This is a genomic window from Acuticoccus yangtzensis, assembly GCF_001927245.1.
GTDB classification, from domain to species: Bacteria; Pseudomonadota; Alphaproteobacteria; order Rhizobiales; family Amorphaceae; genus Acuticoccus; species Acuticoccus yangtzensis.
Window position 1 is genome coordinate 833,967 of record NZ_MJUX01000001.1, and the last position, 25,383, is coordinate 859,349.

The following is a 25,383-nucleotide window of genomic DNA, read 5'->3' on the forward strand; positions in this document are numbered from 1 at the left end:
GGCGCGCCTCACGCTTTGGCGGCCTGCCGCACGGCGGCGGCAATGGCGTTATAGGTGCCGCAGCGGCAGATGTTGGACATGCCGTAGAGGATGTCGTCGTCCGCGGGGTCCGGCGTGTCCTTCAAGAGCGCGGTCGCCGCCATCACCTGGCCCGACTGGCAATAGCCGCACTGCGGCACCTCGTTCTCGATCCACGCCGCAACCACGCGCCGGCCCACCTCGTCGGTCTCCACCGCCTCGATGGTGGTGATCGCCGAGTCGCCCACCGCCTCCACGGGAAGCTGACAGGAACGCGTCGCCGCGCCGTCCATCAACACCGTGCAGGCGCCGCATTGGGCGATCCCGCAGCCATATTTCGTGCCGGTCAGCCCAAGCGTGTCGCGCAGGACGAAGAGGAGCGGTGTGCCCTCCTCCACGTCGACCTCGCGCGCGTCTCCGTTGATGGTCAGGGTGAACATGGGGAATGCCTCTGATGGTTGGCAAAGGGGGATCGTCGGCGCACGCAGCGCCGGTCGTGAACTGTTGAGTGACAGCGGCGAGACCGGCGGTCAGGCCGCCGCGAGATCGCGCGAGGCGCGTCTCAGATCCTGCGGCGGGCGCCCGTGGATACGCAGGAAGGCCCGCCGCATCCTCTCGCGGTCGGCAAATCCGGTCTCGGCGGCGATGGTATCGAGCGAGTGGCGCGAGGCGATGATCATCCCGTGCGCCGCATCGACGCGCAGCCGCTCGACCACCTTGGCGGGGGATTCGCCCGTCGCCGCGTTGAACGCCCGGCTGAACTGCCGCGGCGACAGATGCGCCACCTCGGCGAGCTGGCCGACGGTAAGCGGCTCCTTCAGGTTCTTCTTGGCGAAGGCGAGGACGGTCTCGATCCGGTCCGTCTTCGGCACCAGCGTCAGGAGGCCGGAGACCTGCGCGCCGCCGCCCGGCCGCCGCCGCTCCATCACCATCCGCTCGGCCACCTCCCGCGCGATATCTTCGCCGAGGTCCGCCTCCACGAGGGCCAGCATCATGTCGATCCCGGCCGTCATCCCGGCCGCCGTCCAGAACGAGCCGTCCTCGACGTAGAGCCGGTCCCGCAACAGCCGCACCCGCGGGAAGGCCCGCTGAAGCTCCGCAAGGTGGCGCCAGTGCGTCGTCGCGCGGCGGCCGTCCAACAGCCCCGCCGCCGCCAGCACGAAGGCGCCGGTGCAGAAGGACCCGACCCGCCGCGCATCGGCCGCGAGGTGCCGGACCGAGGCCACAAGCGCCTGCGAAGGCACCGCCGTCCCCACGAAGGCGCTGACGAGGAGGGTGTCGAAACGCGCATCCCCGATCGGCACCGTGTCGACGCCGAATCCGGCCGCCGTCGTCACGAGCCCGCCCTCTTCGGACAGGAGCGCGATGCGGTAGGCCGGCTCCGGCGTCAGCGAATTTGCCGTCTGCAGCACGGTCATCGCCGCAAGCGACATGAGCTGCATGGGCGCGACCGCGATGAGACCCACGGTGATCATGGCAACCCCCGATCCGTTGATGGCGTCCCCAATAAAGCCGAATTCGTCCGGCTCGGTCTCTTATATGCTGGTATAATTCGACACTAGATTGCGGACGGGTGATGTCCGCAATCGCTGTGCAAACGACCTTCGAGGCTCGGCCTCCGGGCGGCTAAACCTGTTCCGGCTTCTTCCGCTCGCCCGCAGGATCACGGGTTGCCCCGACGGCCGCAGACCGCTGCGCGGCCGCGATGGGCTTGCATCCCCGTCTGCCGGCGAGGTGACCCGAAGAGGCGTTCACCGGCGCGGGACCCTCGTCCCGCCGCCAGCCACCCGGACACGACGATGATCACCGGCCACCGTCCCGACGTCGCACCCGCCCGCCGCCGCGCGGCCGTTCTGCGGTCAGGCCGCCTTCGACTGGCCATCGCACCGGCTCTCCTCACGCAGCGCAACGCCCGAATGCTCCGTCCCCCACGCCTTGAGGGCGATGAGCACCGGCTGCAGCGTCCGCCCGCGCGCGGTGAGGCTATATTCCACCTTCGGCGGCACCTGCGGGTAGACCGTGCGTTCGATGAGATCGTCCGCCTCGAGCTCGCGAAGCTGGTTGGTCAGCATGCGCTGGGTGACGCTCGGAATGGCCCGGCGGATCTCGTTGAAGCGCATCGTGCCGTCCAGCAGGTGATAGAGGATCACGCCCTTCCATTTCCCGTCGATGAACTGAAGCGCCGCCTCCACCGCGCATCCGGGGGAGCAGTCGAAGCGCTCGTGCCGCGCCTTCGGCATCACGGTATCCTTTTCGACACTATGGGCTAGAAATGTGCGTTCTTGCTGTTTCCAAAGGTAATCGTCACTTCGGCTGGCAGCAATCCGCCATGGAGATGAAAATGCGCGCTGTCGGTTATCAGACCTCCCTGCCCGTCGAGGACGACCAGTCCCTCCAGGACATCACCCTTCCCCAGCCCACGCCCGAAGGCCGCGACCTTCTGGTCGCCGTCCAGGCCATCTCGGTGAACCCGGTCGACACGAAGGTGCGCATGCGCGCCCAGCCCGAGGCCGGGTCGTGGAAGGTGCTCGGCTGGGACGCGGTCGGCGTGGTCGAGGCGGTCGGGCCGGAGGCGACGCTCTTCGCCCCCGGCGATCCGGTGTTCTATGCCGGCGCCCTCGGCCGCCAGGGCACCAATGCCGAGTTCCACCTCGTCGACGAGCGGATCGTCGGCGCCAAGCCCAAGACGCTGTCCGCGCCGGAGGCCGCCGCGCTTCCGCTGACGGCCATCACCGCATGGGAGGCGTTGTTCGACCGGCTGGAAGTCAACCGTCCGGTGCCGGGTGCCGCCGAGGCGATCCTCATCGTCGGCGGTGCGGGCGGCGTCGGCTCCATGGCCACCCAGCTCGCCGCCCGCCTCACCGGCCTCACCGTCATCACCACCGCCTCGCGCGGCGAGACGGCGGACTGGTCGAAGGGCCTCGGCGCCACCCACGTGATCGACCACACGCAGCCGCTGGCCGCGCAAGTGGAAGCGCTCGGCATCGGCGCCCCCGCCTTCGTCTTCTCCACCACGCACACCGACGAGCACCTGGCCGAAATCGCGAAGCTCATCGCCCCGCAAGGCCGCTTCGCCCTGATCGACGACCCGGAGAGCCTCGACATCTCGCCGCTCAAGCAGAAGAGCGTGTCGACCCACTGGGAGTTCATGTTCACCCGCTCGATGTTCGGCACCGCCGATATCGAGAAGCAGGGCGCGCTGCTGAACGAGATCGCCCGGCTGATCGACGAGGGCACGCTGCGCACGACGCTCGGCGAGTGCTTCGGCGCCATCAACGCGGCCAACCTGAAGCGCGCCCACGCGCTGCTCGAAAGCCACCGCGCGAAGGGCAAGATCGTGCTCGAAGGGTGGGAGTGACGGCAGCGCCTCGGCGTTCATGACGTCCGCGACGGCCGGCACGCTGTCACCGCCGCAGGGCGTGCCGCGCCTGTCGTCGCCGGGGTGAGATCGGTCGCCCGCAGGATACACCCCGCGCGACCCCGCCCCGCGAGCCATCGCCATCCCGATGATGCGGACGGACGCCCGAGCGCGCCCGCCGCCCTACGAAGCCGCGCCGCCATCTTTCTTGGCGGCGCGTCGACCCAGGAGTCCGCCGCCGCGCCGTCGCCCCTGCCGATCGGCTCCGGCGCCGCGCCGAACGCTCCCGGCTGATCGGGCCGCTTTACCGGCCGCACGTCCCCCTCAATCCCAGGCGGCGCACCCCGCGACCGCCCTCGCAGCGGCCGCGGCGATGCGGCCGAAGGAGACCGCCATGCGTCGCTCCCCGCTCCCGGTGCGCCTCTGGGTCGCGTCGGGCGTCGTCGCGCACACGCTGTGGACCAGCGCCGCGCCGGCGATGACCTATCCCCTCTACGCCCGCGAATGGGGCCTCTCGACTACGCAGACGACCCTCGTCTTCGCCGTCTACCCGGCGGTCGTGGTCCTCGTCATGCTGCTGGCGGGCGACCTTGCCGATCACGTCGGCCGGCGCCGCGCGATGCTGTGGGGCCTTGCCGCCTCGGCCGCCGGGGTGGCGGTCTTCGCCGTCGCCGGAAACCTCGCCGCGCTCATCGCCGGACGCGTGTTGATGGGCGTCGGCGTCGGCCTGTCGGCGGGGCCGTCGGCGGCGGCGGTCGCCGAAAGCGCGCCCGACCGGCGGACCGGGGCCGCGATCACCGTCGCCGCACAGGCCGCCGGCCTCGTCGCCGCACTCACCATCGACGGCGCAATGATCGAGCACGCGCCGTTCCCGCTGCATCTCCCCTTCGCCGTGCTGCTCGTTTTCATCCTGGCGCTCATGGGTCTCACCGCCGGGCTGGAGCACGCGGCGGCGCGGCCCGGCCGCTGGCGCCCGCACCTGCCGGACCTCGCCGGCATCGGCGGGCCGGACCTTGCCGTCGCCACCATCGCCCTCGTCACCGCCTATGCGCACGGGGTGATGGTGGCCGCACTCGGCGCGCAGATCGCCGGCACCCTCGTCGGCTCGTCCAGCCCCACGGTGAACGGGCTGGCGCTCGCCCTCTTCCCGCTCGCCTTCGGGCTGGTCGGGCTGCGGTTCAAGGTCAAGGATCCGCGCGCCGCCATCTGCGTCGGCGCTCTCTCCACCGCGGCGGCGATGGCCTTCCTCGCCGCCTCCATCCTCGCCCGCGATCTCGTCTTCTTCCTGGCGGCAACGTTCCTTTCCGGCGTCGGCTACGCGCTTCTTGTGGCCGGCGGCTTCCAGATCATCGACGCCGGGTCCACCGCCGCCAACCGCGCTGGGCGGATCTCCTTCGCCCTCCTCTTCGCCTACCTCGTCTCCGGCGCACTCGCGCTCGCCCTCGGCTGGCTCGCGTCGCGCACGGGGCTGTCCTTCTCCGTCTTCATCGGCGCCGGCCTGATGGCGACGCTCGCCGCATCGTCCATCGCGGGCGCTCTGCGGCGGCGGCGCCTGGCCTGAACGCAGCGCACAGAGGTCTTATGCACATCACCATCCACGCCCTCACCTTCGGCCGCCTCACCATGGATTCCAGCGGCCTCGTCCTCTTCCGCCGCCCCGGCACGCGGGCGACGATCCCCTTCATCGGCTACCTCATCCTCGGCGCCGGCGACCCCATCCTCGTCGACACCGGCGCCAGCGATAGGATTGACTGGGCCGGCTGGGGCATGGCGTTCGAGAAGACGCCGGACATGACCGTCGCCGCGCAGCTCGACCGCTTCGGCGTGCGGCCGGAAGACGTGCGCACCGTCGTCCACACCCACGCCCACCTCGACCATGTCGGCCAGGACGACCTCTTCCCGATGACGACCACCGTCGCCATGGCCCGCTCTGAGCTGGAATTCATGGTCTCCGGCGTCATGGGTCCGGGGATGTATACCGCAGGCGACACCCACCACCTGGTCGACCGCCTGCACACCCCCGGCGCGCTCCGCCTGTTCGATGTCGACGGGACCTTCGAAGAGGAGGTGGCGCCCGGTGTCGCGGTACGCCTGTCCGGCGGGCATACGCCGGGTTCGCTGTCGGTTCTGGTGGAGACCGGGGACGGGATCGCCAACATCGCCGGTGACATCGTCTACCATATCGACGATCAGATCGCCGCGCCGCTGAACGACGTGATCGCTCACGAACCGACCATCTCCGGCAACCGCGCAATGCGATCGCTGGAGGAGAAGCGGGCCGTGAAGAAGGCGCTGGCGACGAGCCGCTTCCTCCTCATCGGGCACGACCTCCCGGCGCTGATCGAGGGTGGACGCGTCACCGGCCGCCACCACAGCGCGTTCGACGATGCGGCGGCCGACCTCACCGACGCCGCCAGCTATCAGTGGCCCTAAGCGCCAATTCGGAGCCTCGCCTGCGCGGCGAGGCCCCCGCGTGGCCCCGGCAAAGCGAACGCAAAAAGGCCGCCCGGAGCGATCCGGGCGGCCTCGTGGTGCAGGGCGCGGTGGGGTCAGGCGATGCGGCGCAGGGGCTCCAGCCGCAGCGGCTCGGCCAGCAGCGCATCGAACCGGGCGGCCAACGCGGACAGAGCGGGCGCCGCGGCATGCACGTCGAGCGCGGCCTGATCGGCCCACACCTCGTACATCACGATGGTGCCCGGCGCCTCACGGCTGACATGGGCGGTGTAGCCGAGGCAGCCCTGCTCGCGCCGCACCTGCGGAACGAGCGCGGTCACCGCCTCTCGCAGCGCCGCCTCCTGTCCGGGCTTTGCCACCAGATGCGCAACGAGGCAGATTTCACGGTCGGTCATGGCGGGCCTTTCGATCGCACTTGGCATCAGTCGAGGTGGACGGGACCGGCGCCGATCGGCACCCTGAGGACCCGGTAGGGCTGCACCCGCCTGTCGATGCCGCCGTGGAAGACCGCCTGACGCTCCAACTGGTTGGCGGTGACGTAGAGGTAGCCGTCCGGTCCGACCGCCAGCGTGTCCGGCCAGTCGAGCCGCGTATCCTGCGCGATCGTCGTCCACCGCCGCCCGTCCCAGCGGCGGATGGCATCGTTCTCGTAGTCGCCGGCATAGATGCGGCCGATGCTGTCCTCGGCCAACCCGTCCGACGCGCCCTTTTCGCCGAGATCGCGCACCGCCGCGGCGATCTCCTCCTCGCTCGCCTCGGGGTCCAGCAGCACCGCGGTCGGCACCGCATAAAGGCGGCGGCTCGACAGCGCGCAATAATAGAGCGTCGCCCCGTCGGGCGAGATGGCGATACCGTCGCTCGCCACGCGCCACGGCTGGGCCGGTCCCTCCGCCGGGCGCACCATCAGCGGCTCACCGTCGATCACCGGGACGAATTCAGGATCGGGCATCGTCGAGGCATGTCCCGACAATCGCCGCCGCGCCGTCCCTGTGGCGAGGTCCACCACGATGATGCCGCCCGGCCCGGACAGCGAGCTGTCGGTGATGTAGGCCGTGCCCGCCTCGCCGGTGCCGAAGTCGAACCGCACGTCGTTGAGGTAGGTGCTCGGCAGGACCACGTCCGGCGCGAAGGTGATCGTGCGCACCACGTCGCCGGTCGTGACATCCACCGCGACGAGCTTGGCCCCGCCGGGGACGGGCGCCGCGAAGCCCGGCGCACCGGTGTCGAGGATCCACAGCCGGTCCATGGCGTCCGCCACCACGCTCTGCACGCTGAGGAGATGGTCCACCGGATCGGCGGTCCCATTCGGCTGGTTGAACGGCGTGTCGGGAAAGGGCACCAGCCGCCCGCCGACGAGCTCGGCCACGGCGAACGGGCTCGCGTCGCCCCACTGCGGGAAGTTGAGGAAGATGCGCCCGCCCGGCGTGACGGTGATCCCCGTCGGCATCGCGCCGCGGACCTCCGCGACGAGTTCGACGGGTTCGGCCACCGCCGCCACGGGGGCGATCGGAACGAGCGCGCTCAGGCCGAGCGCGAGCACGGCGATGCGTGTCATGTCAGTCTCCGGGGTTCAGTCGGCGGCGCCGATCTGGCGCAGGAAGGTCAGGTTGTCTTCGAGGTGCCAGTTGTCGGTGATCCGGCCGTCCTCGATCCGCAGAATGTCGGTGGCGATGAAGTCGACCGGCTGCCCCGTGCCCTGGCGGCCCTGGAACGAGCCGGTGAAGTGGCCGGTGAAGTTGAGGTGCGACACCACCCGGTCACCGACGATGAGCCGCTGCACCACGGTCACCGAAAGATCCGGCACCGCCGCCAGGAAGACGCGCGAGGCGGCCACCGGCCCGTCCGGCCCCTGCGGGCGGCCGGGCGGCAGTGTCCTGTCGGTGAAATCCGGGGCGATGGCGGCGGCCAGAAGGTCTGCGCTGCCACTCGCCCAGAAGCCGTAGAAGGCGTCGGCGGCGGCGATCATCGCAGCCCGCTCTTCGGCCGGGATCGCGGGCGAGGCGATCTCCTCCAGCGGCCCCGTCAGACGAAGCGCCGCAGCGTCGCCCGCCGGAGCCGCCGCCGCCGGTCCGGGCAGAAGAGCGAGGGCGAAAAACAAAGCCTTGTGCATCAGATCCTCCAGCGACGCGGCGGCGGCGGCGGCGACCCCGCGGGGTGCCCGCCCGGCCAGCATCGGGGAATGGTGGGAAGGTGGCCCGGCCGCTCCGGCCGGCGCATCGGGGCGGCGCCTCATCGCCGCGCCCGCTGCAAGGCGTCGTCGAGGGCGCTCACCTTGGCGTTGCCCAGGCTGAGGCGCGCGAGGCCGGCCAGCGCCCTCTCACCGATCAGCGCCTCGGCCTCCTTGCGCACGATGAGCGTCGCCTCGTCGCGCCCGCCGAGCAGGCCGCGCGGCTCCAACAGTGCGCGGATCTTGTAGCGGTGGTTCAGCCACTGCGGATGCCACAGCGGCACCACCACCCAGCGCCGCTCGGCCACCGCCTTCTCGAACCGGCCGAAACACTCCGCCTCCGTGCCGGTCTCGAAATGGTAGCCCGCAACGTCGAGCGCGTAGGCGGCGACGATGGCCTTGGAGAAGCGGCTGATGCCGGCGCCAGGATTGATCCCCTGGATCAGCCGGTCCATCCGCCGCAGCGCCATCGGGCCGAGCAGGTCCGCCACGCTTGTGATCGCGTCGGGCACATAATGCGGCACACCCCAGAAGCAGAACGGCTCGTAGAGGATGCCGAGCTTGCGCACCTCGGCCTCGAACGGGGCAAGGTAGGCCCCGTGGCTGGACGGCAGCCAGGCGGACACCAGAACGTCGACCTCGCCGCGTCCCAGCCGGGCAAACATCTCCTCGTGCGGCGCTGCGGAGCGCTCGACCGCAAGGCCCTCCCCCGCCAGAACGGCCTCGACCTCACGGGCCGAGGCGTCGTGGAAGCTGAGGTCGATGTGGCCGACGCGGATCGGCCGCCCGCTCATGCCTCGGCCGCCTCGTAGGTGGCGACCGCGTCCATCACCCGCGTCGAGTAGACGAGGGAGGCCCCGGCGCCGAGCGCGATCGCCACGCCGAGGGCCTCGGCGATCTCGTCCTCGCTGGCGCCCAGCTTCAACGCCTGCTCGGTGTGGATGGTGATGCACCCGTCACACCGCTGCGCCACCGCCACCGCGAGGGCGATCAATTCGCGCGTCTTGGCGCCGAGCACGTCCTTCTTCGCCCCGGCGGAGGACAGGCCGACATAGCTGCGGACGGTGTCCGGGCTGAGCCGTCCAAACGCACCGACTCCCGTTTTCAGGGCGGCGCGGTACGCATTCCAGTCAAGCATCATGGCAAAATCTCCTGATGAGCAGGAGATAATCGTCAGACTACCCGCTGAATATGTATCCGAAGATATAGTATACGTACCGACACTGCATGATTATTTCATCAACCCACCCTCGAATCGTCTTGGGACAGAAGGTTGGAACCCATGCAACAGGGAACAGCGGTGGTCACCGGCGCCTCGTCCGGCATCGGCAGGGCCTATGCGCAGGAGCTCGCCCGCAGGGGCCACGATCTCGTCGTCGCCGCGCGCGACGAGGCGCGGCTCTCCGCGCTGGCGGCGCAACTGAGCGCCGATCATGGCGTCACCGTCGATGTCGTCCGCGCCGATCTCGCCGACAGCGCGGACGTGGCCCGGCTGGCGGAGCAAATCACCTCCGACCCGCGGATCAGCGCCCTCGTCAACTGCGCCGGGCTGTGGATCGCCGGGCGCACCCTCGGCAGCGACAGCCCCGACCACGGGCCGATGCTGGCGGTCAACGTCGTCGCCCTCCAGGAATTGACGCTGGCCGCGGCGACCGCCTTCATCGCCCGCGGCGGCGGCGGCATCATCAACATCTCCTCCGCCGTGGTGATGGCGCCGGAGCGGTTTCACGCGCTCTACGTCGCCGGCAAGGCCTACGTCCTGGCGCTGACCGAGGCGCTGCAAAGCGAGGTCGCCGGAACAGGGGTGCGGCTGCAAGCGGTGCTTCCCGGCTTCACCAAAACGGAGATCTTCGACCGCGCAGGGGGTGATGTCTCCGCCATCCCCGATGCGATGAAGATGGCCCCCGACCTCCTCGTCGAAGCCGCCCTCGCCGGGTTCGACGCGGGCGAGACGGTGACCATCCCCTCCCTGCCCGACGTTGCCGATTGGGAGGCCTTCCTCGCCGCACGGGCCGCGCTGGGGCCGAACCTGTCGCATGATCGCCCGGCCCCGCGCTACCGGCTGTCCGCGGCGGTGTAACCGACCGACAGGACGAGCCCGGCGAGGCCGAACGCGGCAAACACGGCCATGCCGACGCCGATGGCGAGGAAGGTCCCGCCGAGATGGCCCGCCAGCGCGCCGCCCCCGGCCGCCACAGCGGTCCGCGCGAAGGCCCCGGCGACAGGGAGCAGCATCCGCCCCGTCGCCTGGGCCGCGCAGTAGCAGACGAAGGCCGCGCCGAAGAAGCCGTAGAAGGGGCCGGTGGTGGTCAGATAGAGCGTTCCGACCGCCACGGCCTCGGGATCGGCGGTGAAGAGGCCGATCCAGGCGCCCGGCATCAGCGCCGCGGCGAGGCCGACCGCCTCGGCCGCGGCGAACCCCGCCGCCGTCGCCACCCACGCCGCCGCTTTGGCCCGCGCGACACGGCCCGCGCCCAGATTGGTGCCGACGATGACCCCGGCCGGGATCCCGATGCCGGCCGACAGCGGCACCAGCAGGATTTCGAGCCGCGCCCCCGCCCCGTAGCCCGCCAGCGCTTCGAGGCCGGACGCGCCGGCAAACGTCGTCATGACGGCGACGGTGAGATTGGTGGACCCGGCGACCAGCGCGGACAACAGCCCCACCCGCAAGATCACGCCGGTGAGACGAAGCGACAACCGCGGCGGCCACGGCGGGCGGATTGCACCCGTCCGGCCCCAGATCACGCACGCGAAGACGATCGACCCGCCGAGATAATAGACGAGGAGCGCCGTGGCGCCTCCGGCGATGCCGAGGCCGGGCCACGGCCCCGCGCCGAAGATCAGCAGCGGCGACAGCGGCACCATCATGACCGCGCCGCCGCACACCACCGCCGCCGCGAGCCTGATGCGCCCCGCGCCGCGCACAAGCGCCAGAAGCGCGTTGAAGGTCCATATCAGCGGCGCCCCGGCGAAGAGCACCGCGGCGTACCGGATCGCGAGCGCAAGCCCCTCGCCCTCGCCCCCCATGGCGGCGAAAACGGCACCGCCGCAGGTCAGCATCACCGCCGCCGTGACACCGCCGAAGCCGATCGCGACGAGCAGCGCGCACCAGGCGATGAGCCCGGCATCATCATAACGTCCGCGCCCGATGGCCCGGGCGAGGGCCACGGCGATGCCCCCGCCGATCGCCCCTTGAGACACCGCGACGGTGAGCGCCAGAAACGGAAAGACCAGCGCGGCGCCCGCCAGCGCGTCGAGGCCGAGCCGGGCGATGAAGGCGATCTCGAGAAGGCCCACCGCGGCCTGGGCGAGCTGAAGCGCCGCGTTCGTGGCCCCGAGGCCGAGGACCAGCGGCACCACCGGCGCCTCCAGCAGCGCGCGCGTGCGCGGGTCCGCCGGTGGCGGCGGTGCGGACGGCGCGTTCACGCCGACGCCAGCCACGGTGGCGGGGCCACGTCCCCGCGCGGCCTTATCCTTGGTCTCGACAGCCGCATCGCACCGTGTCTCCACGGCCCGAAGCGGCCGCGCGGCCCATTGAGGCACAGTCCAGCTGCCCCTCGGCAAACCTCTCGCCGATCCGTCCTCAATCGTCGGCAAAACGACCGCACGCACGGCATGCGGTCCATCCCGCGTGCACTTCCCCGGACACGCGCCGGGCACCGCGCGGCTCGCCCGCGGCGGCTGCTGGCCCGCGGCGGCGTTCGGCGCTTGGGTGGGACGGGCTTACGGCGGTGGCGGGGCCGCGCGACGTGGCCGGAAGGGTGAGCCGCCCCCGGCCCGGCGGGTCAGCCCTCCCCGGCTCCCCCGCGGAGCACCTTGTCGATGCAGCCGATGATCTCGTCCTCCTGCACCGGCTTTTCCAGAACGCACACCGCGCCGCTGCGCATGGCGCGGCGCCGGACCGTGTCGTCGCCGAAGGACGTCACGAAAATGATCGGCGGCGCGGTCTTGTGCTCGACCAGATGCGTCTGCAGGTCGAGCCCAGTCATGCCGGGCATCTGCACGTCCAAGATCATGCACGCCACCTGCGACCGTTCGGGCGAGGCCAGATAGTCGTGCGCGGACCCGAACATCAACGCGCGATAACCCAGCGACCCGATCAGATCTTCCAGCGCCTCGCGCATGGAAACATCATCATCGACAATGGCAACGAGGGGAGAGACTGACACCAGTTCAAAGCTTTCGATCATGACGACGGCGGATCCGGGCACCGCACCTGCGCCGCTCCCGCCCGTTCGATGTTGGTAACGCCGCGCCGCACACCGGCACGTCCGCCGCTCCCGAAGAGCGGACCGGCCCCAAACCGCACCGCGCCCGGACCATGCGCGAAGGCGATCAGTTCGGCCTGCCGGCGGGCGTGCCGGTGGCCGGGGCCTGGGGCCGCGCCGGCAGAGGCCGGCCCGCTAGGCCGCCCCGTCGCGCATCTTGACGACCTCGACCTTGCGCACGAGCTCGGCGACGGACGCCGCACCCATCTTCTGCATCACGTTGCGGCGGTGGATCTTCACCGTGATCTCCGCAATCCCGAGCTCGTAAGCGATCTGCTTGTTCATCAGCCCGCGCCACACGCACTCCATCACCTCCCGCTCGCGGGGCGTGAGCGAGCCCGCCTGGCGCAGCACTTCGTCCGTCGCATGATGGCTCTGGCGTGCCTCGGCATCCTTGCGCAGCGCCTCGTTGATCGCGTCGATGAACTCCTGATTGCGGAAGGGCTTCGTCAGGAAGTCCACCGCGCCGCCCTTCATCGCACGCACCCCCATCGGAATGTCGCCGAAGCCGGTGATGAAGACGATCGGCACGCCGCTGCCCATCCGGTGCAGCCTGTCCTGAAGCTCCAGCCCGCTGAGCCCCGGCAGGCGCACGTCGAGAACGAGGCAGTTGACGCCCTCCAGTCCCGTCTCGAACAGCGCGTCGACGCTGGCGTGCGCCCGCGCCTCCATGCCGACCGAGCGCACCAGATCGCCGATCGCCTCGCGCATCCCCGGATCGTCGTCGACGACGACGACCAACGGCGTTCCCCCGCTCATCCCTCGCCCTCCGGTTCGGCGCCCGCGGCCCTCACCGCTCGTCCCCGTTCAAGAGCGGCAGCGTGAAGGCGAAGGTCGCCCCCTTCGCCTCGTTGTTGCGCACGTCGAGCGTGCCGCCGAACGACTCGATCGTCGCGCGGCAAATCTGAAGCCCCATGCCCATGCCCCCCGGCTTGGTGGTGTAGAATGCCTCGAAAAGGCGGTCGATGTGCGCCGGGTCGATCCCGGAACCCCGATCGGTGATCGCAACGGCGACCTCCGCCTCCGCGCGCGAGACGTCGACGATCACCTCCCGCTCGGCGGGCGGCGTGTCACGCATCGCCTGCACCGCATTCATGACGAGGTTGATGATCACCTGCTGCAGCTCGATCCGGTCCGCCTCCACCGGCGCGAGGTCCTCCGCGACTCGAAGCTCCGCGCGCGTCCGGTTCAGCCGCAGCTCCCGCTCGATCAGCGCGATCGCCGACGCCGCCACCTCGCCCGCGTCGAGCGGCTCGACGCTGCGCCGCCCCTTCACGAGCTGCTCGCGCGTGCGGCGCAGAATGCCGCTCGCCCGTTCCGCGTTGCCCGCCACCCGCGCCAGCGCGCGCTTGGCCGAGGCAAGGTCCGGCGGGTCGCGCTCCAGCCAGCGCGCCGCCGTCTGCGCGTCCATCATCACCGCGCCGATGGGCTGGTTCAACTCGTGCGCGATGGACGCGGACAACGCCCCCAAGGTCGCCGCCCGGTTCGCCCGCCCCAGCTCCTCCTGCGCCGCCAGGAGAAGCTCCTGCGCACGGTCCCTCTCTGTCACGTCGATCATGCCGACGAGAACATGGCAGCGCCCGTCCGGCGCCTCGATCGGCGAGACGCCGAACAGCACCTTCACGACGCGCCCGTCCAGAACCACGATCTCCGCCTCGGCCTCGATCGTCTCGCGCCGCTCCACCAGCGCGTAATAGCGGTCGATGTCCTCCGCGGTGCGGCTGCGGATGAGCGGGCCCCGCCGCGCCAGCAGCGCCTCACGGTCCGTCGCCCCGAACAGGTCGACCGCGGCGCGGTTGGCATCCAGCACCCGCAACGCGTTCAGGCAGCGCTCGAACGCCTCCGGGTGCGCCGCCAAGTCCGCCGCACCATCGCCGTTCCCCCTGAGGCGTGCCGCGTCCAGCTCCTGCGCGACCGCGGTCAGGTCGAGCTCCAGCATCGCCACATGCGTCTGCTCGAACGCGGAGCGATAGCGCCGCTCGCTGCGGGCGAGCTCGGCCGTGCGCTCGGCCACGCGCGCCTCCAGCGTCTGATTGGTCGCGCGAACGGTGAGCTGGGCGCGCATCTCGTCGTCGATGTCGGTCGCGACGCCCGCCCACTTCTCGATCTCCCCGCTGCCCGCAGCCCGGACAGGCGAGGCGCTGATCTGCAGCCAGCGGTGACTCCCGTCCGCCATCCGCAGGCGGCGATAGAACTCGAACGGCACGCCGTCGCGGATGAACTCGGTCCACTCCTGCAGCGCGGTGGGCTGCTCGTCGGGATGGAACCAGCCGAGAAAGGCGAGACCGTCGCCGGCCAGCCCGTCGGCGATCGTCGCCCCCGTCATCTCCGTCCAGCGGCGGCTGAGATAGACGATGCGGCCGTCCGGCAGCGCCTGCCACAGGATCTGCGGCACGGTGTCCGCCATGATCCTGAGATTGGCCTCGCTCTCGCCGAGCGCCGTTCGGGCCTGATGCAGGCTGAGCCGGCTGAAGAGAAGCGCCGCCGTCAAGGCGATGGCGACGAGCGCGACCAGGACGCGCCCGATGTTGCTCGCGTCCATCGCCCCCCAATGCGTGGCGACGAACGACATCACCGTGAGCGCGCCGCAGACGAGCGCGGCGGCGACCAGGACCCGCTGGTCCCGTCCCGGCGCGACGAGGACGAGCACCACGGCGTAAAGCACCGCGATGGCGCTTTCGTACCCGCTGAAGGTGTCGAACGCGAACACGATGAGGGCGACCGACACCGCGGCGAGCGTGAGCGCCACACGCCGCCGCCTTCCCTGTGCACCCGCCGGAGTCGGGGCCCGCGCGGCCGGGCCGTCCGGCGCCGTGGCCGGCAGAGGGTCCGCCCGCATCAACATGAGAACGCGGCGGGCGGCATGGCCCCCGCCGGCGCGCGGCCGGTGGAGCGGCGCGCCTCAGGCTGTGAGCGTCCCATTCTTGCGACCATCCGTCACCTGCCCGGCCCTGGCGCCGTCCCGGCGCTGCGAAGACTGAGAAAGCGCCATAATGACCAGATCCACCAAGCTATACATAGGTTCGACTTGCAGGGGTCCGCCGAACGGCGGGCGCTGTCACCGGCGATGATCCCGTCGCGGTCACCGACCGCCGCCGTCACCCGATCACGGCGTCGGCACATCCGTCCGCGCCAGGATCGCGTGGATCAGCCGCTGCGTCGCCAGCGCGTCGTCGCCCGAGGCGCGCGGCGGCCGGCCCGTCCGCACCGCCTCCAGAAAGTCGGCGATGACGCGGCGGTGAGGCTCGCTGGAAAAGGCCATCGGGTCCGCCCCGGTGCCGCCCGACCCGGCCGAGGCCACCGTCTCGGTCCGCCCGTCCAGCCAGCGCACCTCGAGATGATCCCCGGACAACGTGGCGCTTCCCTCGGTCCCCGCGATCTCGATGCGCTCGTCGGCACCCGGGTAGAACGCCGTCGTCGTCATCAAGGTGCCGGGCGCACCATCCTTCAGGCGCAGCAGCGCGGCGGCATAGTCCTCGGTCTCCATCCGGTGGGCGGGCGTCGTCAGCGCGTCCGCGGCCACGACGTCGCACGCCCCGGTCAGCGCGCGGAAGAGGTCCACCACGTGGATCGCCTGGGTGATGAGGACGCCGCCCCCGTCGCGTGCCAGGGTGCCGCGGCCGGGCTCGTCATAATAGCTCTGCGGTCGCCACCAGGGCACGCTGCAGGTGGCGAAGGTCAACCGGCCGAGTGCACCGTCCTCCATCAGCGCCGCCAGCCTCAGCGCCGCATCGCGGAACCGGTGCTGCAGCACCACGCCCAGCGTGAGCCGCGCATTGTGCGCCGCCGCCACCAGCGCCTCGGCGTTCGCCAAAGTGCGGTCCAGCGGCTTTTCCACCAACAGGTGCTTGCCCGCCTCCAGCGCCACGCGGCCGAGCGCCAGGTGCGTGTCCGGCGGCGTCAGCAACAGCACCGCCTCCACCGCCGGATCGGTCAGCGCGCGCGTCACGTCCCGCGTCACCGGCCAGGCCGCCGCCGCGGTTCCGGCCGCGCTCGCCGCGAAGGCGGCCGTGCGCGCCTCCGACCGGGCGGCCGCATGCACGATCTCGACCTCTCCCCCAAGGTTTAACAAGGCACTAGCATGCGGTTTGACGGCCATTCCCAGACCGACCACGCTCAGACGAACCATAAATACCTCATTTCATTCTTGGCGAGGCTCGCGAAATCTGGTGGTGTGTCAACCAGACCGGGCCGGAGAGCGCGGCACAAAGGGTAGGGAGCCACACCGTATGACCTTCATGCGAACGATCACGATCGCCGCCATCCTCGCGGCCTCAGTGTCCACCGCACACGCTCAGAAGACATTGAAGTTGAACGGCGTTCAGCCGCCGTCACACCCCGTGTCGATGACCCACGAGTTCTTCGCCGACCGGGTGAAAACCCTCACCGACGGGTCCATTAACATTGACGTCAACCATGCGCGCGCCCTCGGCGACGCCGTGGAATCGGTTCAGAGCCTGCGGGACGGCACACTCGCCTTCGTCACCGTGTCGGCGTCGAACCTGTCGCAGATCGACCGGCGCATGGACATGTTTTCATTGCCGTTTCTATTCAAGACTGCCGATCATTATTGGGATTATTTGACGTCCGAGAAGGCCGCGGAGTTCGTCGCGCCGCTCGAGGATCGCGGCATCCGCGTCCTCGCCTTCATGGATTCGGGCGCGCGCAACTTCTTCGCCGGGAAGGCCATCAGGACGCCTGCCGACCTCGCCGGGCAGAAGATCCGCGTGATGGCCTCGCCGGTGCAGGTGAAGATGGTGGAGGCCATGGGCGGCACCGGCGTGCCGATCGCCTGGGGCGACCTCTACAACGCGCTGCAGACCGGCGTGGTGGACGGCGCGGAGAACAACCACCCCTCCGTGTTCACGATGAAATTCTACGAAGTGTCCGACTACTACACGCTGGACGAACACGCCCGCATCCCGGACATGCTCATCATGTCCCAGGACGTCTATGACAGCCTGAGCGCCGACGAGCAGGCCGCCATCGACAAAGCCGCGGACGAGGCCGAAGCCTATATGCGCGGCGCCTGGGCCGCCTCCGAGCAGATGTCGCTGGAACAGCTCCGCCCCCTCTTCACCGAGATCATCGAGCCCGAGAAGCAACCCTTCATCGACGCCGTCACCCCGCTCCTGAAGGAGCAGGGCGAAGCGCTCGGCGTGACCGACGAGGTGAATTATCTCCTGGAATCGGGGAAGGACTTCTGACCCGTCCCGCACGCTGACCGCCGAACCGGGCCATGCTCGCGATCTTCAACAAGGCGGTGGACGCCGTCGTCTGGCTGGTGCGCACGGTCGCGCTCCTCCAGGCGACGTCGCTCTTCGTCATCATCATCGCCACCGTGGTCATGCGCTACGGGTTCAACTTCGTCTTCTCCTGGTCGGAGGAGGTGCCGCGCTACCTGCTCATCTGGGTCGGCTTCCTCGGCGCCGCGGCGGGGGTGGACGCCAAGGATCACGTCGCCTTCACGCTGCTGCACGATAAGCTGAAGGGCCTTGCCCACCGCCTCCTGTCGCTACTGCTCGACGTCGGCATCTTCGCCTTCGGGGCGGTGCTCCTCGTCTATGGCACCGAGCTCACCGAGCGCTTCGGCGGCGACTACATGACCTCGCTGCCCTACACGAACGTGTGGTTCTATACCGCCGCCCCGGTCTCCGGCGCGCTGATGATGCTGTTCAGCTTCCGCAACCAGCTCAACGCCTGGGCCGGCACCGAACGCGGCCCCGCCCCCACCCCGCTCTACGAATAGACCCTCACAAGAAGGCGCGCCGCCCGCGCGCGCCCGCCGGGACATGCCATGACGGTCATCATCCTCTTCGTCAGCTTCATCGTGCTGCTCCTGGTGGGCATGCCGATCGCCTTCGCCATCGGCATCTCGTCCGCCATCGCGGCGATGAACATGGACGTCATGACCAACATGACGATCGTCCGGCGGATGATCTTCGGCATCAACTCCTTCCCGCTGCTCGCCGTAATCTTCTTCGTCTTCACCGGGGTGGTGATGGCGAACGGCGGCGTCGCGGGGCGCCTGGTGCGGCTGGCCGAGGTCATCGTCGGCCGCCTGCCGGGCGGGCTCGGCCAGATCAACGTCATGTCGTCGATGCTGTTCGGCGGCGTCTCGGGCTCGGCGGTGGCGGACGTCTCCTCCATCGGCCGCATGATGATCGAGGCGATGGAGAAGGACGGCTACACCCGCCGCTTCGCCACCTCCCTCACCCTCGCCTCGGCCACCATGGGGCCGATCATCCCGCCCTCGATCTCGATGATCCTCTACGCCTACATCGCCGGGTCCGTGTCCGTCGGCGGGCTGCTTCTGGCGGGCCTCACGCCTGGCCTCCTCATCGGCGGCGGGCTTCTGCTCGTCGCCTACATCCACGGCCGCCTCTATCACAACACCCGCACGCCCAAGCTGACCGGGCGCGAGAAGCTGTCGCGGGTGGTCGACGGCGGGCTCGGCATGATGACCCTCGTCATCATCCTCGGCGGGATCACCACCGGGATCTTCACCGCCACGGAGGCCGGCGCCATCGCCTCCGTCTACGCCCTCTTCCTGACGATGGTGATCTACCGCGAGATCAAGCCGCGCCAGCTACCCACCCTCATGTGGGAGAGCGTGGTGACCACCGCGGTCGTCCTCTTCCTCATCGCCACCACGTCGATCTTCACGTTCATCCTCACCTACGAGAACGTGCCGCAGTGGATCTCGGAGAACATCCTGGGGCTGACGGACAACCGGATTCTCCTCCTCCTCATCATCAACCTTCTGCTTCTGGTGACGGGCCTCTTCATCGACCTCACCCCGGCGCTCATCATGCTGGTGCCGATCCTCCTGCCGCTGGCCGAGGCGATGGGGCTCGACCTCATCCACCTCGGCGTCATCATGGTGGTGAACCTCACCTTCGGCCTCATCACGCCGCCGGTGGGAACGGCGCTCTTCGTCGGCTGCCGCATCGCCAAGATCTCGATGGTGGAGCTGATCCCGCCGCTGATGCCGATGCTCGCCATCATGCTGGTGGTGCTCGGCATCGTCACCTACGTGCCGGAATCCTTCATGTGGGCGCCGCGCCTGTTCGGCTTCGCGCCCTGAGCCCCGCGCAAACCCCGGCGCCTCGTCCATTGCGCCGTCCGCGGCGCCTCGCCCAATGGTGAGGCGCCTCGCGCTGGCAGGCCGGTGCCTCAGTGTCCCGGAAGCCGGGCCACGCCGAGCCAGTATTTCATCATCGTCTCGAACGCGCTGAAATAGGTCTGCAGATCCACCGGCTTGACGAAGAAGCTGTTCGCGCCGGCCTCATAGCAGAAGTCAACGTCCGCCGGGTTGTCCGACGTCGTCAGGATGATCACCGGAATCTTGCGAGTCGCGCTGTCGGCCTTCAGGCGGGTCAGCACCTCTCGCCCGTCCACCCCCGGCATGTTGAGATCGAGGAAGATGAGGTCCGGCCGCTCGGCAGTCCCGCCATCCGCCGAAAACAGCGCGGTCAGCGCCTTCGTCCCCCCGGCGCAATGGATCAAACCCACCTCACGCCCGGCCATGTCGATGAGTTCGGCGAAGAGTTCGGCATCCTCACGGCTGTCGTCGATCAGCATCACGGTGGCGCGCTGTGTCATGCGACCAGACGGTCCTTCCCTTCGCTCGCCGCCGACGCCTTGCCGGCCCCTCGCACAAGAGGGAGCGTGAAATAGAAGACTGTGCCCGAACCCGGTTCCGACACAAGTCCGACACGTCCCCCTTCCTCCTCTACGATCTGCTTGACGAAGGCCAGCCCCATCCCCGTCCCCTCGCCGAAGACAGGGTCTTCATGCACCCGGCTGAAGACGCGGAACACCTTGTCACGGTGGGCGGGCGCGATGCCGATGCCATTGTCGGCGACGTAGAAGGCATCGCGGTAAGTCTCGCCGCCCACATCCGCCGTGTCGGTGAAGCCGATGCGCACCCGCCGCAAAGGCGCGCGGTTGTAGAGCACTGCATTCGACACGAGGTTCTGGAACACCGTCCGCAGCCGCTCCGGCGCCATCCGCACCCGCGGCAACGGCGTCTCGACGATGATCTCCGCCCCCGCCTCGTCCAGTGTCTCGGCCATCAGATCGCGCAGCACCGCCACCGACAGCTCGGTGTCCACGGACCGGCGCGGCCCCGCCGCCCGCTTCAACCGCGCGAAGTCGAGCAGCGCGGTGATGATCTCGTCGGAGCGCACGCACAGATCCACCATCCGCTGCACGCGCTTGCGCATGGGCGGCGCCAGCTTGCTGCCGAGCAGAAAATGGGCGTTGATGGCGATGCCCCTCAGCGGCGTGCGCAGGTCGTGCGAGGCGACGAAGGCGAACTCGTCGAGCTCGTGATTGGACCGGGCCAGCGCGCGGTTCAAACGGTCCAGCTCCACGTTCGCCGCCTCCACCGCGGCGAGGTGAGTGCGCTCGATCCGGCGCGACCAAAAAAGCGCCAGTGTCCACCCCAGGAGCAGGATGACGATGCCCGCCAGCGCCCCCGCCGTGAGCCTCAGCCGGGACGTGGTCCAGAACGTGGGCGCGCCGAACCACTTCTGATCCAGCGCCTGATATTCGGCCGACACCAGATAGCCCGGAATGATGCCGTTCAGCCGCTCGCGCACGGCGCCGAGGCCGAACCTGAGCGCGGGGGCGCGCACCGTCGACAGCACCGGCGGCACGATCTCCACCACGTCGTTTTCCTTGCCCGTTTCGGCAAGATATTTGAGGAACGGCGCGGTCGGGACCAAGGCGGCCGCCACCTGTCCCGTGAGCAGCAGGTCCAGAATCTCGCCCCGCCGCTCCGACGTGACGATCCGCACATCCGGCACGTGGGCGAGAAGCGCCCGCGCGTGGCTCTGCCGCTCGATCGCCACCGCGCGGCCTTCGAGGTCCGCCACCGTGCCGACCGCGGCCGAATCTCCCGGCCGCACGAAAAGCGACCAGGAATCGGTCTTGATCGGCAGCGTGAAGTCCATGATGCGCGCACGCTCTTCGGTCACGCCGACCTGGGCGAGCATGTCGTAGGTGCCGGGACGCGGCCCCTCGGCGAAGATGTCCCGGTCAATCGGCTTGAACACGAGCCGAAGGTCCGCCCGCGCCGCGAGGTCCCGCATCACGTCCACCGCGAAACCGCCGACCGTGCCGTCCGCGTAGATCTCCTGGAAGGGCGGGAAATGGGTGACGCCCACCGTGAGCACGTCGGGAACCGGCGGCGCGCCCTCCAGCATGTAGCGGGCCTTGATCTGGTCGAGCCGGCCGTCGGCGGCCATGGCGGCGAGCGCACCGTTGATCGCCGGCAGAAGATGGGCATGGCGCTTGTTCACGCTGAGGCTCAGCGCACTCGCCGACAAGGGCTGGCCGACAGCGACGATGCGGTCGTCCATCTTCAGGCTTCGGGCGACGGCCATCGCGAAGGTTTCGCTGAGGATCAGCCCGTCGATCCGCTCCTCCAGGAGCCGCAGCAGCGCCAATTCGAAATGGGCGAATTCCACCAGGGTGTTGCGCCGGCCGATCTCCGACATGGCAAATTCGGCCACCGGCGGGACGATCCCGATCCGCAGCCGCGAGACCGTCTCCGGATCGACCCCCGCCGCGCGCTCAGCCAGCATGTAGAGCCGCACGCGAACGTTGGCGAAGGGATCGGAACGGACGACGTCGGGCCCGAAGTTCGTTCTGTCCAGGCCGGGGAACATGTCGCTGCGTCCGTCGCGCATCGACTGGACGACGTCGCGCGGCGTTTCCATCGCGCGGTAGCTGGGAACGCGGCCGATGCGCGCCAGCACCTCGTCGATGATCTCCGCATAGGCGCCCGAGAGGCTGCCGTCCCGATTCTCGTAGAAGATCGGCTTCGTGTTGCCGTAGGGCACGATGATCGGCGCGTCATCCGGCGGCGCGGCATCCGGGGCCGCAGTAGAGGGGGCCGCAGTATCGGGGGACGCGCTGTCGAGCGGCACAACGGCCCCCGGCGCATACTCCGCAAAGGGCGCGACTTCAGCGGCATCACCGTCCTGTGCCGCGGCTCCGCTGCCGTGCGCGCACAGGAGCGCCGCCACCACACATCCCCGCACGAAACGCGACCACTTGTCCCCCATCGCCTCGCATTCCCTGTGGCACTCACGCACCCTTTGCGTCGGTGCTACCACAGGGTGGGAATCGCGTCGCGGCAACAACTTGTAAAATCGTTCGGCAGTTCAGGCTCGGCACGGCTTTGCGGCGGGGCAGGGCCGGAGCTGGGAGAGCCGGCCCGCTCCCCCGCCCCAATCGCGATTTCAGAACACCGGCAACGCCGACGCGCCGGTGCGCGGATCCACCGCGGCCTGATGCGGCCGGCCCGGCATCACGGTGAGGATCTGGTGCACCGACCGAAGCGCCATCGCCGCCACCGGGTCGGCGCCGGGCGCCGCCGCCCCCGGCTCGGCCGTCAGCCTGTCCGCCGCGTCGAGCGCCCAGCGCGGCCGGGTGATCGCCTCCGCAGGCTCGTCCCCCGCCAGCAGATGCGCCAGCGCCTGCACGTTCCACGGCAGTTGATTGACGCCACCGGGGGTCGCACCGGCGTCGAGCCTTGCGCCCCGCTCCAGCGCGAAGGCATGCACCGTGGTCGGCGGCACGCGGCCGGGACGCGGCGCGGCCAGCGCATCCGCCGGGGCCGAAAGGTCGAAGCCGCGGCCGGGGCGGTTGTTCAGCACCAACCCGTCGTCCAGCACCAGGCCCGACGCGAACTGCGGGAACGAGTTGCTGTGCAGCACCACCGCCACGTTGCCCTCCGCATCCGCCGCGGTGACGCAGGATGTGCCGCCGTCCGTTCCGCCGCGCCCCGCAGAGCGCGCCGCCGCCTTCACCGCGCGCACGATCTCGGGCAGGCGCTCCAGGGGTTCGCCCGCCGCGCAGCGCACCGCCTCGGCGAGCGCCGGGCCATGGGTCGGCGCCGGGGTCACGTGGAGCACCGCGCCGTCCAGATCCACCGCGTGCGCCGGTGCGCCCACCGCCGGGCGCTGCGCGAAGTCCGCCCGCGCCATCACGCCGCCGCGCGCCGCCACGAATGCCGCCAACGCGTCGCCGTGCGGCCCGTCGAACAGCCCCGCCCCGCGCTCGGCAAAGCGCGTCAGCCAGGCGCCGAGGCCCGGCAGGCGGCGCACGTCGCCCACCTGCGGCACCCGCCCGCCCGGCGCATAGGGATTGTCAGGGCTGTAGCGCGCCAGAACCGGCAGCGCCTCCGTGAGATAGCCGAGCGCGAGCGCGCTCCACTCCACGCCTTCCTCCGCCGCCCGCACCGCAGGCGCCACCAGCGTCGCAAGGTCCTGCCGCGCCATCGCGTGAAGCCGCGCATACCCGTCCGGCGCACCGGGCACGCCGACCGACAGCGGCCCCACCCGCTCAGGCCGCGCCTCGGCAAGCCCCAGCGCCCCCGCGCCGACGCTCACCACCGTCTCCACCGGCCCGCCAGCGCGGCGGTAGAGCGCCACGAGATCACCCGCCAAGCCGCACTTCATCGGCAGGAGGACGGTCTCCATGAAGGCCGCCGCCAGCACCGCGTCGAACGCGTTGCCGCCGCGCGCGAGGGCCGCCGCCCCCGCCGCCGTCGCCCCCGGATGCGCCGAGGTGACCACCGCCGGTCCCGCCACCCGCGCGTTGCGGGCGAGCACCGCGCGAAGGGCGTCCGCCTCCGCCTCCGTGGATGGGCCCGTCACAACGCGAACCCGGTGAAGCGCACCTGCGACATCTCCTCGATGGCGTAGCGCACGCCCTCGCGCCCGACGCCGCTCTTCTTCATGCCACCGAACGGGTACATGTCGAGCCGGAAGCGGCTCGCCTCGTTGATCCAGAGCGAACCCACCTCGAACTCCTCGGAAAGCCGCATCGCCGTCGCGAGCGACGCCGTGAAGGCCGCGCCCTGCAGGCCGAAGGGCGAGTCGTTGGCCATCGCGATCGCCTCGTCCAAGGTGTCGAACGGGGCCAGCAGCGCCAGCGGGCCGAACACCTCGTCCCGCCACAGCGCCGCCGTGGCCGGAACCTCGGCGAAGATGCCGGGCGAGACGATGCACCCGGTCCGCTCCGGCATCATCAGCGCCCTTGCCCCCGCGGCGACGGCGCCCTCGGCCATCGCCATCACCCGGTCCGCCGCCGCGGCGTGGACCATCGGGCCGACGTCGGTCGCGGGGTCCGCCGCATCGCCCACCTTCAGCCGGTGCGCCGCGGCCACGAATTTCTCCGCGAAGGCATCGAACACCGGCCGCTCGACCAGAATGCGCTGGGCCGAGATGCACTGCTGCCCGCTCGCCTCGAACGCCGCACCCGCGATCTTCGCGGCGGCGGCGCCGACGTCCGCATCGGCGAAGACGAGGTTGGCGGCGTTCGACCCTAGCTCGGCGGCGAACTTCTTCGCCCCCGCCGCCCGTGCGATCGCCTCGCCCGCCGCCGTGGCGCCGGTGAAGGACACCATCGCCACGTCCTCGTGCGCGGCCAGCGCCAGCGCGGTCTCGCGGTCGCCGGTGACCACATTGAAGAGCCCCGCCGGAACGCCCGCCGCCACGAAGGCGCGCGCCGCCCTCAGCGCCGCGCGGGTGCCGCCGGGCGCCGGCTTCACCACCACCGCGTTGCCCGCCGCCAGCGCCGGGGCGACCTTCTGGACGAGCAGGTTGATCGGCGCGTTGAACGGCGTGATCGCCCCCACCACGCCAAACGGCACCCGCCGCGTGAAGCCGAAATGGGCGCGCCCGTTCGGCACCGCGTCGACGGGCAGCGTCTCGCCGCCCATCTGCGTCAGCGCGTTGGCGGTCGCCTCCAGAAAGGCCCCGCCGCGCCCCGCCTCGAACTTCGCCGCGCGGATCGGCTTGCCGATGTCATCCGAGATGAGGTCGGCGATCGCGTCCGCATCCGCGTTCAGCGCGGCGGCCGCGGCGCGCAGCCACCCCGCCCGGTCGGCTACCGTGGCGCGGCGGTGGGCGAGGAACGTCGCCTTGGCCGCCGCCACCGCCGCGTCCACACCGGACGCACCGGCCTCGACCAGCTCGCCGATCACCGCCCCGTCGGACGGGCGCACCAGCGTCGTCGACGGGCCGTCGGCGGGCACGTCCGCCGCGCCCACGAAAGGTGTCAGCCGCACGCTCACGCCCCCCGCCCTCACGCTCCCCGCC

At 70.4% G+C, this 25,383-nt stretch carries 24 protein-coding genes; 7 read left to right on the top strand and 17 right to left on the bottom strand.

Annotated elements, in window-relative coordinates; translation table 11 throughout:
• Positions 1–8: 8 nt before the first annotated feature.
• From BIX52_RS03675 to BIX52_RS03685, 3 genes are all read right to left on the bottom strand, one after another.
• Positions 9–458 carry a (2Fe-2S)-binding protein gene (locus tag BIX52_RS03675; RefSeq protein ID WP_075219597.1) on the bottom strand — a complete coding sequence of 150 codons (450 nt, stop codon included), beginning with the start codon at positions 456–458 and terminating at the stop codon, positions 9–11.
• A gap of 90 nt (positions 459–548) precedes the next feature.
• Positions 549–1,493, bottom strand: coding sequence for a GlxA family transcriptional regulator (locus tag BIX52_RS03680; protein WP_075219598.1), 945 nt, complete (start codon positions 1,491–1,493; stop codon positions 549–551).
• A gap of 384 nt (positions 1,494–1,877) precedes the next feature.
• Positions 1,878–2,258: a winged helix-turn-helix transcriptional regulator gene (locus BIX52_RS03685; RefSeq protein WP_083659985.1), complete on the bottom strand. Its 381-nt coding sequence runs from the start codon at positions 2,256–2,258 to the stop codon at positions 1,878–1,880.
• A 101-nt stretch (positions 2,259–2,359) separates the two neighbouring features.
• On the opposite strand from BIX52_RS03685, the gene BIX52_RS03690 reads away from it, so the two are divergent.
• The 3 genes from BIX52_RS03690 to BIX52_RS03700 all read left to right on the top strand — a co-directional run bounded on the left by BIX52_RS03690 (position 2,360) and on the right by BIX52_RS03700 (position 5,809).
• On the top strand, positions 2,360–3,376 hold the full coding sequence (locus BIX52_RS03690; RefSeq protein ID WP_075220147.1) for a zinc-binding alcohol dehydrogenase family protein: 1,017 nt from the start codon (positions 2,360–2,362) through the stop codon (positions 3,374–3,376).
• A 394-nt stretch (positions 3,377–3,770) separates the two neighbouring features.
• Positions 3,771–4,937 carry an MFS transporter gene (locus BIX52_RS03695; RefSeq protein WP_075219600.1) on the top strand — a complete coding sequence of 389 codons (1,167 nt, stop codon included), beginning with the start codon at positions 3,771–3,773 and terminating at the stop codon, positions 4,935–4,937.
• A 20-nt stretch (positions 4,938–4,957) separates the two neighbouring features.
• Positions 4,958–5,809, top strand: a complete 852-nt coding sequence (locus BIX52_RS03700) for an N-acyl homoserine lactonase family protein (RefSeq protein WP_075219601.1) — start codon at positions 4,958–4,960, stop codon at positions 5,807–5,809.
• 116 nt (positions 5,810–5,925) lie between these two features.
• Here the strand turns inward: BIX52_RS03700 and BIX52_RS03705 are convergent, their stop codons facing one another.
• The 5 genes from BIX52_RS03705 to BIX52_RS03725 form a co-directional block, all read right to left on the bottom strand.
• A complete protein-coding gene (locus BIX52_RS03705; RefSeq protein WP_075219602.1) occupies positions 5,926–6,225 on the bottom strand; it encodes a putative quinol monooxygenase in 300 nt (99 codons plus the stop codon).
• Positions 6,226–6,251: 26 nt separating this feature from the next.
• Positions 6,252–7,385, bottom strand: coding sequence for an L-dopachrome tautomerase-related protein (locus BIX52_RS03710; protein ID WP_075219603.1), 1,134 nt, complete (start codon positions 7,383–7,385; stop codon positions 6,252–6,254).
• Positions 7,386–7,400: 15 nt separating this feature from the next.
• Positions 7,401–7,940: an ester cyclase gene (locus BIX52_RS03715; RefSeq protein ID WP_075220148.1), complete on the bottom strand. Its 540-nt coding sequence runs from the start codon at positions 7,938–7,940 to the stop codon at positions 7,401–7,403.
• A gap of 119 nt (positions 7,941–8,059) precedes the next feature.
• Complete coding sequence (locus BIX52_RS03720; protein WP_075219604.1) at positions 8,060–8,791, bottom strand: glycine betaine ABC transporter substrate-binding protein; 732 nt, start codon at positions 8,789–8,791, stop codon at positions 8,060–8,062.
• Positions 8,788–9,135 (bottom strand): carboxymuconolactone decarboxylase family protein, encoded by a 348-nt coding sequence (locus BIX52_RS03725; RefSeq protein ID WP_075220149.1) that lies wholly within the window; start codon positions 9,133–9,135, stop codon positions 8,788–8,790. The genes BIX52_RS03720 and BIX52_RS03725 overlap by 4 nt, the downstream gene beginning before the upstream one ends.
• Before the next feature lie 144 nt (positions 9,136–9,279).
• Here BIX52_RS03725 and BIX52_RS03730 point away from each other — a divergent pair, with 144 nt between their 5' ends.
• Positions 9,280–10,077 carry an SDR family NAD(P)-dependent oxidoreductase gene (locus tag BIX52_RS03730; protein WP_075219605.1) on the top strand — a complete coding sequence of 266 codons (798 nt, stop codon included), beginning with the start codon at positions 9,280–9,282 and terminating at the stop codon, positions 10,075–10,077.
• On the opposite strand, the gene BIX52_RS03735 is transcribed toward BIX52_RS03730, so the two are convergent.
• From BIX52_RS03735 to BIX52_RS03755, 5 genes are all read right to left on the bottom strand, one after another.
• Positions 10,053–11,423: an MATE family efflux transporter gene (locus BIX52_RS03735; protein ID WP_075220150.1), complete on the bottom strand. Its 1,371-nt coding sequence runs from the start codon at positions 11,421–11,423 to the stop codon at positions 10,053–10,055. The two genes, BIX52_RS03730 and BIX52_RS03735, sit on opposite strands and share 25 nt — an antisense overlap.
• 359 nt (positions 11,424–11,782) lie before the next feature.
• On the bottom strand, positions 11,783–12,187 hold the full coding sequence (locus BIX52_RS03740) for a response regulator transcription factor (RefSeq protein WP_205647684.1): 405 nt from the start codon (positions 12,185–12,187) through the stop codon (positions 11,783–11,785).
• 213 nt (positions 12,188–12,400) lie between these two features.
• Positions 12,401–13,024, bottom strand: a complete 624-nt coding sequence (locus BIX52_RS03745; protein WP_075219606.1) for a response regulator transcription factor — start codon at positions 13,022–13,024, stop codon at positions 12,401–12,403.
• 31 nt (positions 13,025–13,055) lie between these two features.
• Positions 13,056–15,014 (bottom strand): PAS domain-containing sensor histidine kinase, encoded by a 1,959-nt coding sequence (locus tag BIX52_RS03750; protein ID WP_075219607.1) that lies wholly within the window; start codon positions 15,012–15,014, stop codon positions 13,056–13,058.
• Between the two features lie 357 nt (positions 15,015–15,371).
• Positions 15,372–16,394 (bottom strand): Gfo/Idh/MocA family protein, encoded by a 1,023-nt coding sequence (locus BIX52_RS03755; RefSeq protein WP_075219608.1) that lies wholly within the window; start codon positions 16,392–16,394, stop codon positions 15,372–15,374.
• Positions 16,395–16,494: 100 nt separating this feature from the next.
• Between BIX52_RS03755 and BIX52_RS03760 the strand changes: the two genes are divergently transcribed.
• Genes BIX52_RS03760 through BIX52_RS03770 form a run of 3 tightly spaced genes read left to right on the top strand, consistent with a single transcriptional unit; the run spans position 16,495 to position 19,352 of the window.
• Positions 16,495–17,472: a TRAP transporter substrate-binding protein gene (locus BIX52_RS03760; RefSeq protein ID WP_075219609.1), complete on the top strand. Its 978-nt coding sequence runs from the start codon at positions 16,495–16,497 to the stop codon at positions 17,470–17,472.
• A gap of 32 nt (positions 17,473–17,504) precedes the next feature.
• Positions 17,505–18,014 carry a TRAP transporter small permease gene (locus tag BIX52_RS03765; protein ID WP_075219610.1) on the top strand — a complete coding sequence of 170 codons (510 nt, stop codon included), beginning with the start codon at positions 17,505–17,507 and terminating at the stop codon, positions 18,012–18,014.
• Positions 18,015–18,062: 48 nt separating this feature from the next.
• Complete coding sequence (locus BIX52_RS03770) at positions 18,063–19,352, top strand: TRAP transporter large permease (RefSeq protein ID WP_075219611.1); 1,290 nt, start codon at positions 18,063–18,065, stop codon at positions 19,350–19,352.
• A gap of 89 nt (positions 19,353–19,441) precedes the next feature.
• Here BIX52_RS03770 and BIX52_RS03775 read toward each other — a convergent pair whose 3' ends face one another.
• The 4 genes from BIX52_RS03775 to BIX52_RS03790 form a co-directional block, all read right to left on the bottom strand.
• Positions 19,442–19,870: a response regulator gene (locus BIX52_RS03775; RefSeq protein ID WP_075219612.1), complete on the bottom strand. Its 429-nt coding sequence runs from the start codon at positions 19,868–19,870 to the stop codon at positions 19,442–19,444.
• Complete coding sequence (locus BIX52_RS03780) at positions 19,867–22,341, bottom strand: transporter substrate-binding domain-containing protein (protein WP_075219613.1); 2,475 nt, start codon at positions 22,339–22,341, stop codon at positions 19,867–19,869. Before BIX52_RS03780 ends, BIX52_RS03775 begins: the two co-directional genes overlap by 4 nt.
• A gap of 177 nt (positions 22,342–22,518) precedes the next feature.
• A complete protein-coding gene (locus BIX52_RS03785; protein WP_075219614.1) occupies positions 22,519–23,937 on the bottom strand; it encodes a gamma-glutamyltransferase in 1,419 nt (472 codons plus the stop codon).
• A complete protein-coding gene (locus BIX52_RS03790; protein WP_171973573.1) occupies positions 23,934–25,358 on the bottom strand; it encodes an aldehyde dehydrogenase family protein in 1,425 nt (474 codons plus the stop codon). The genes BIX52_RS03785 and BIX52_RS03790 overlap by 4 nt, the downstream gene beginning before the upstream one ends.
• Positions 25,359–25,383: the final 25 nt, after the last annotated feature.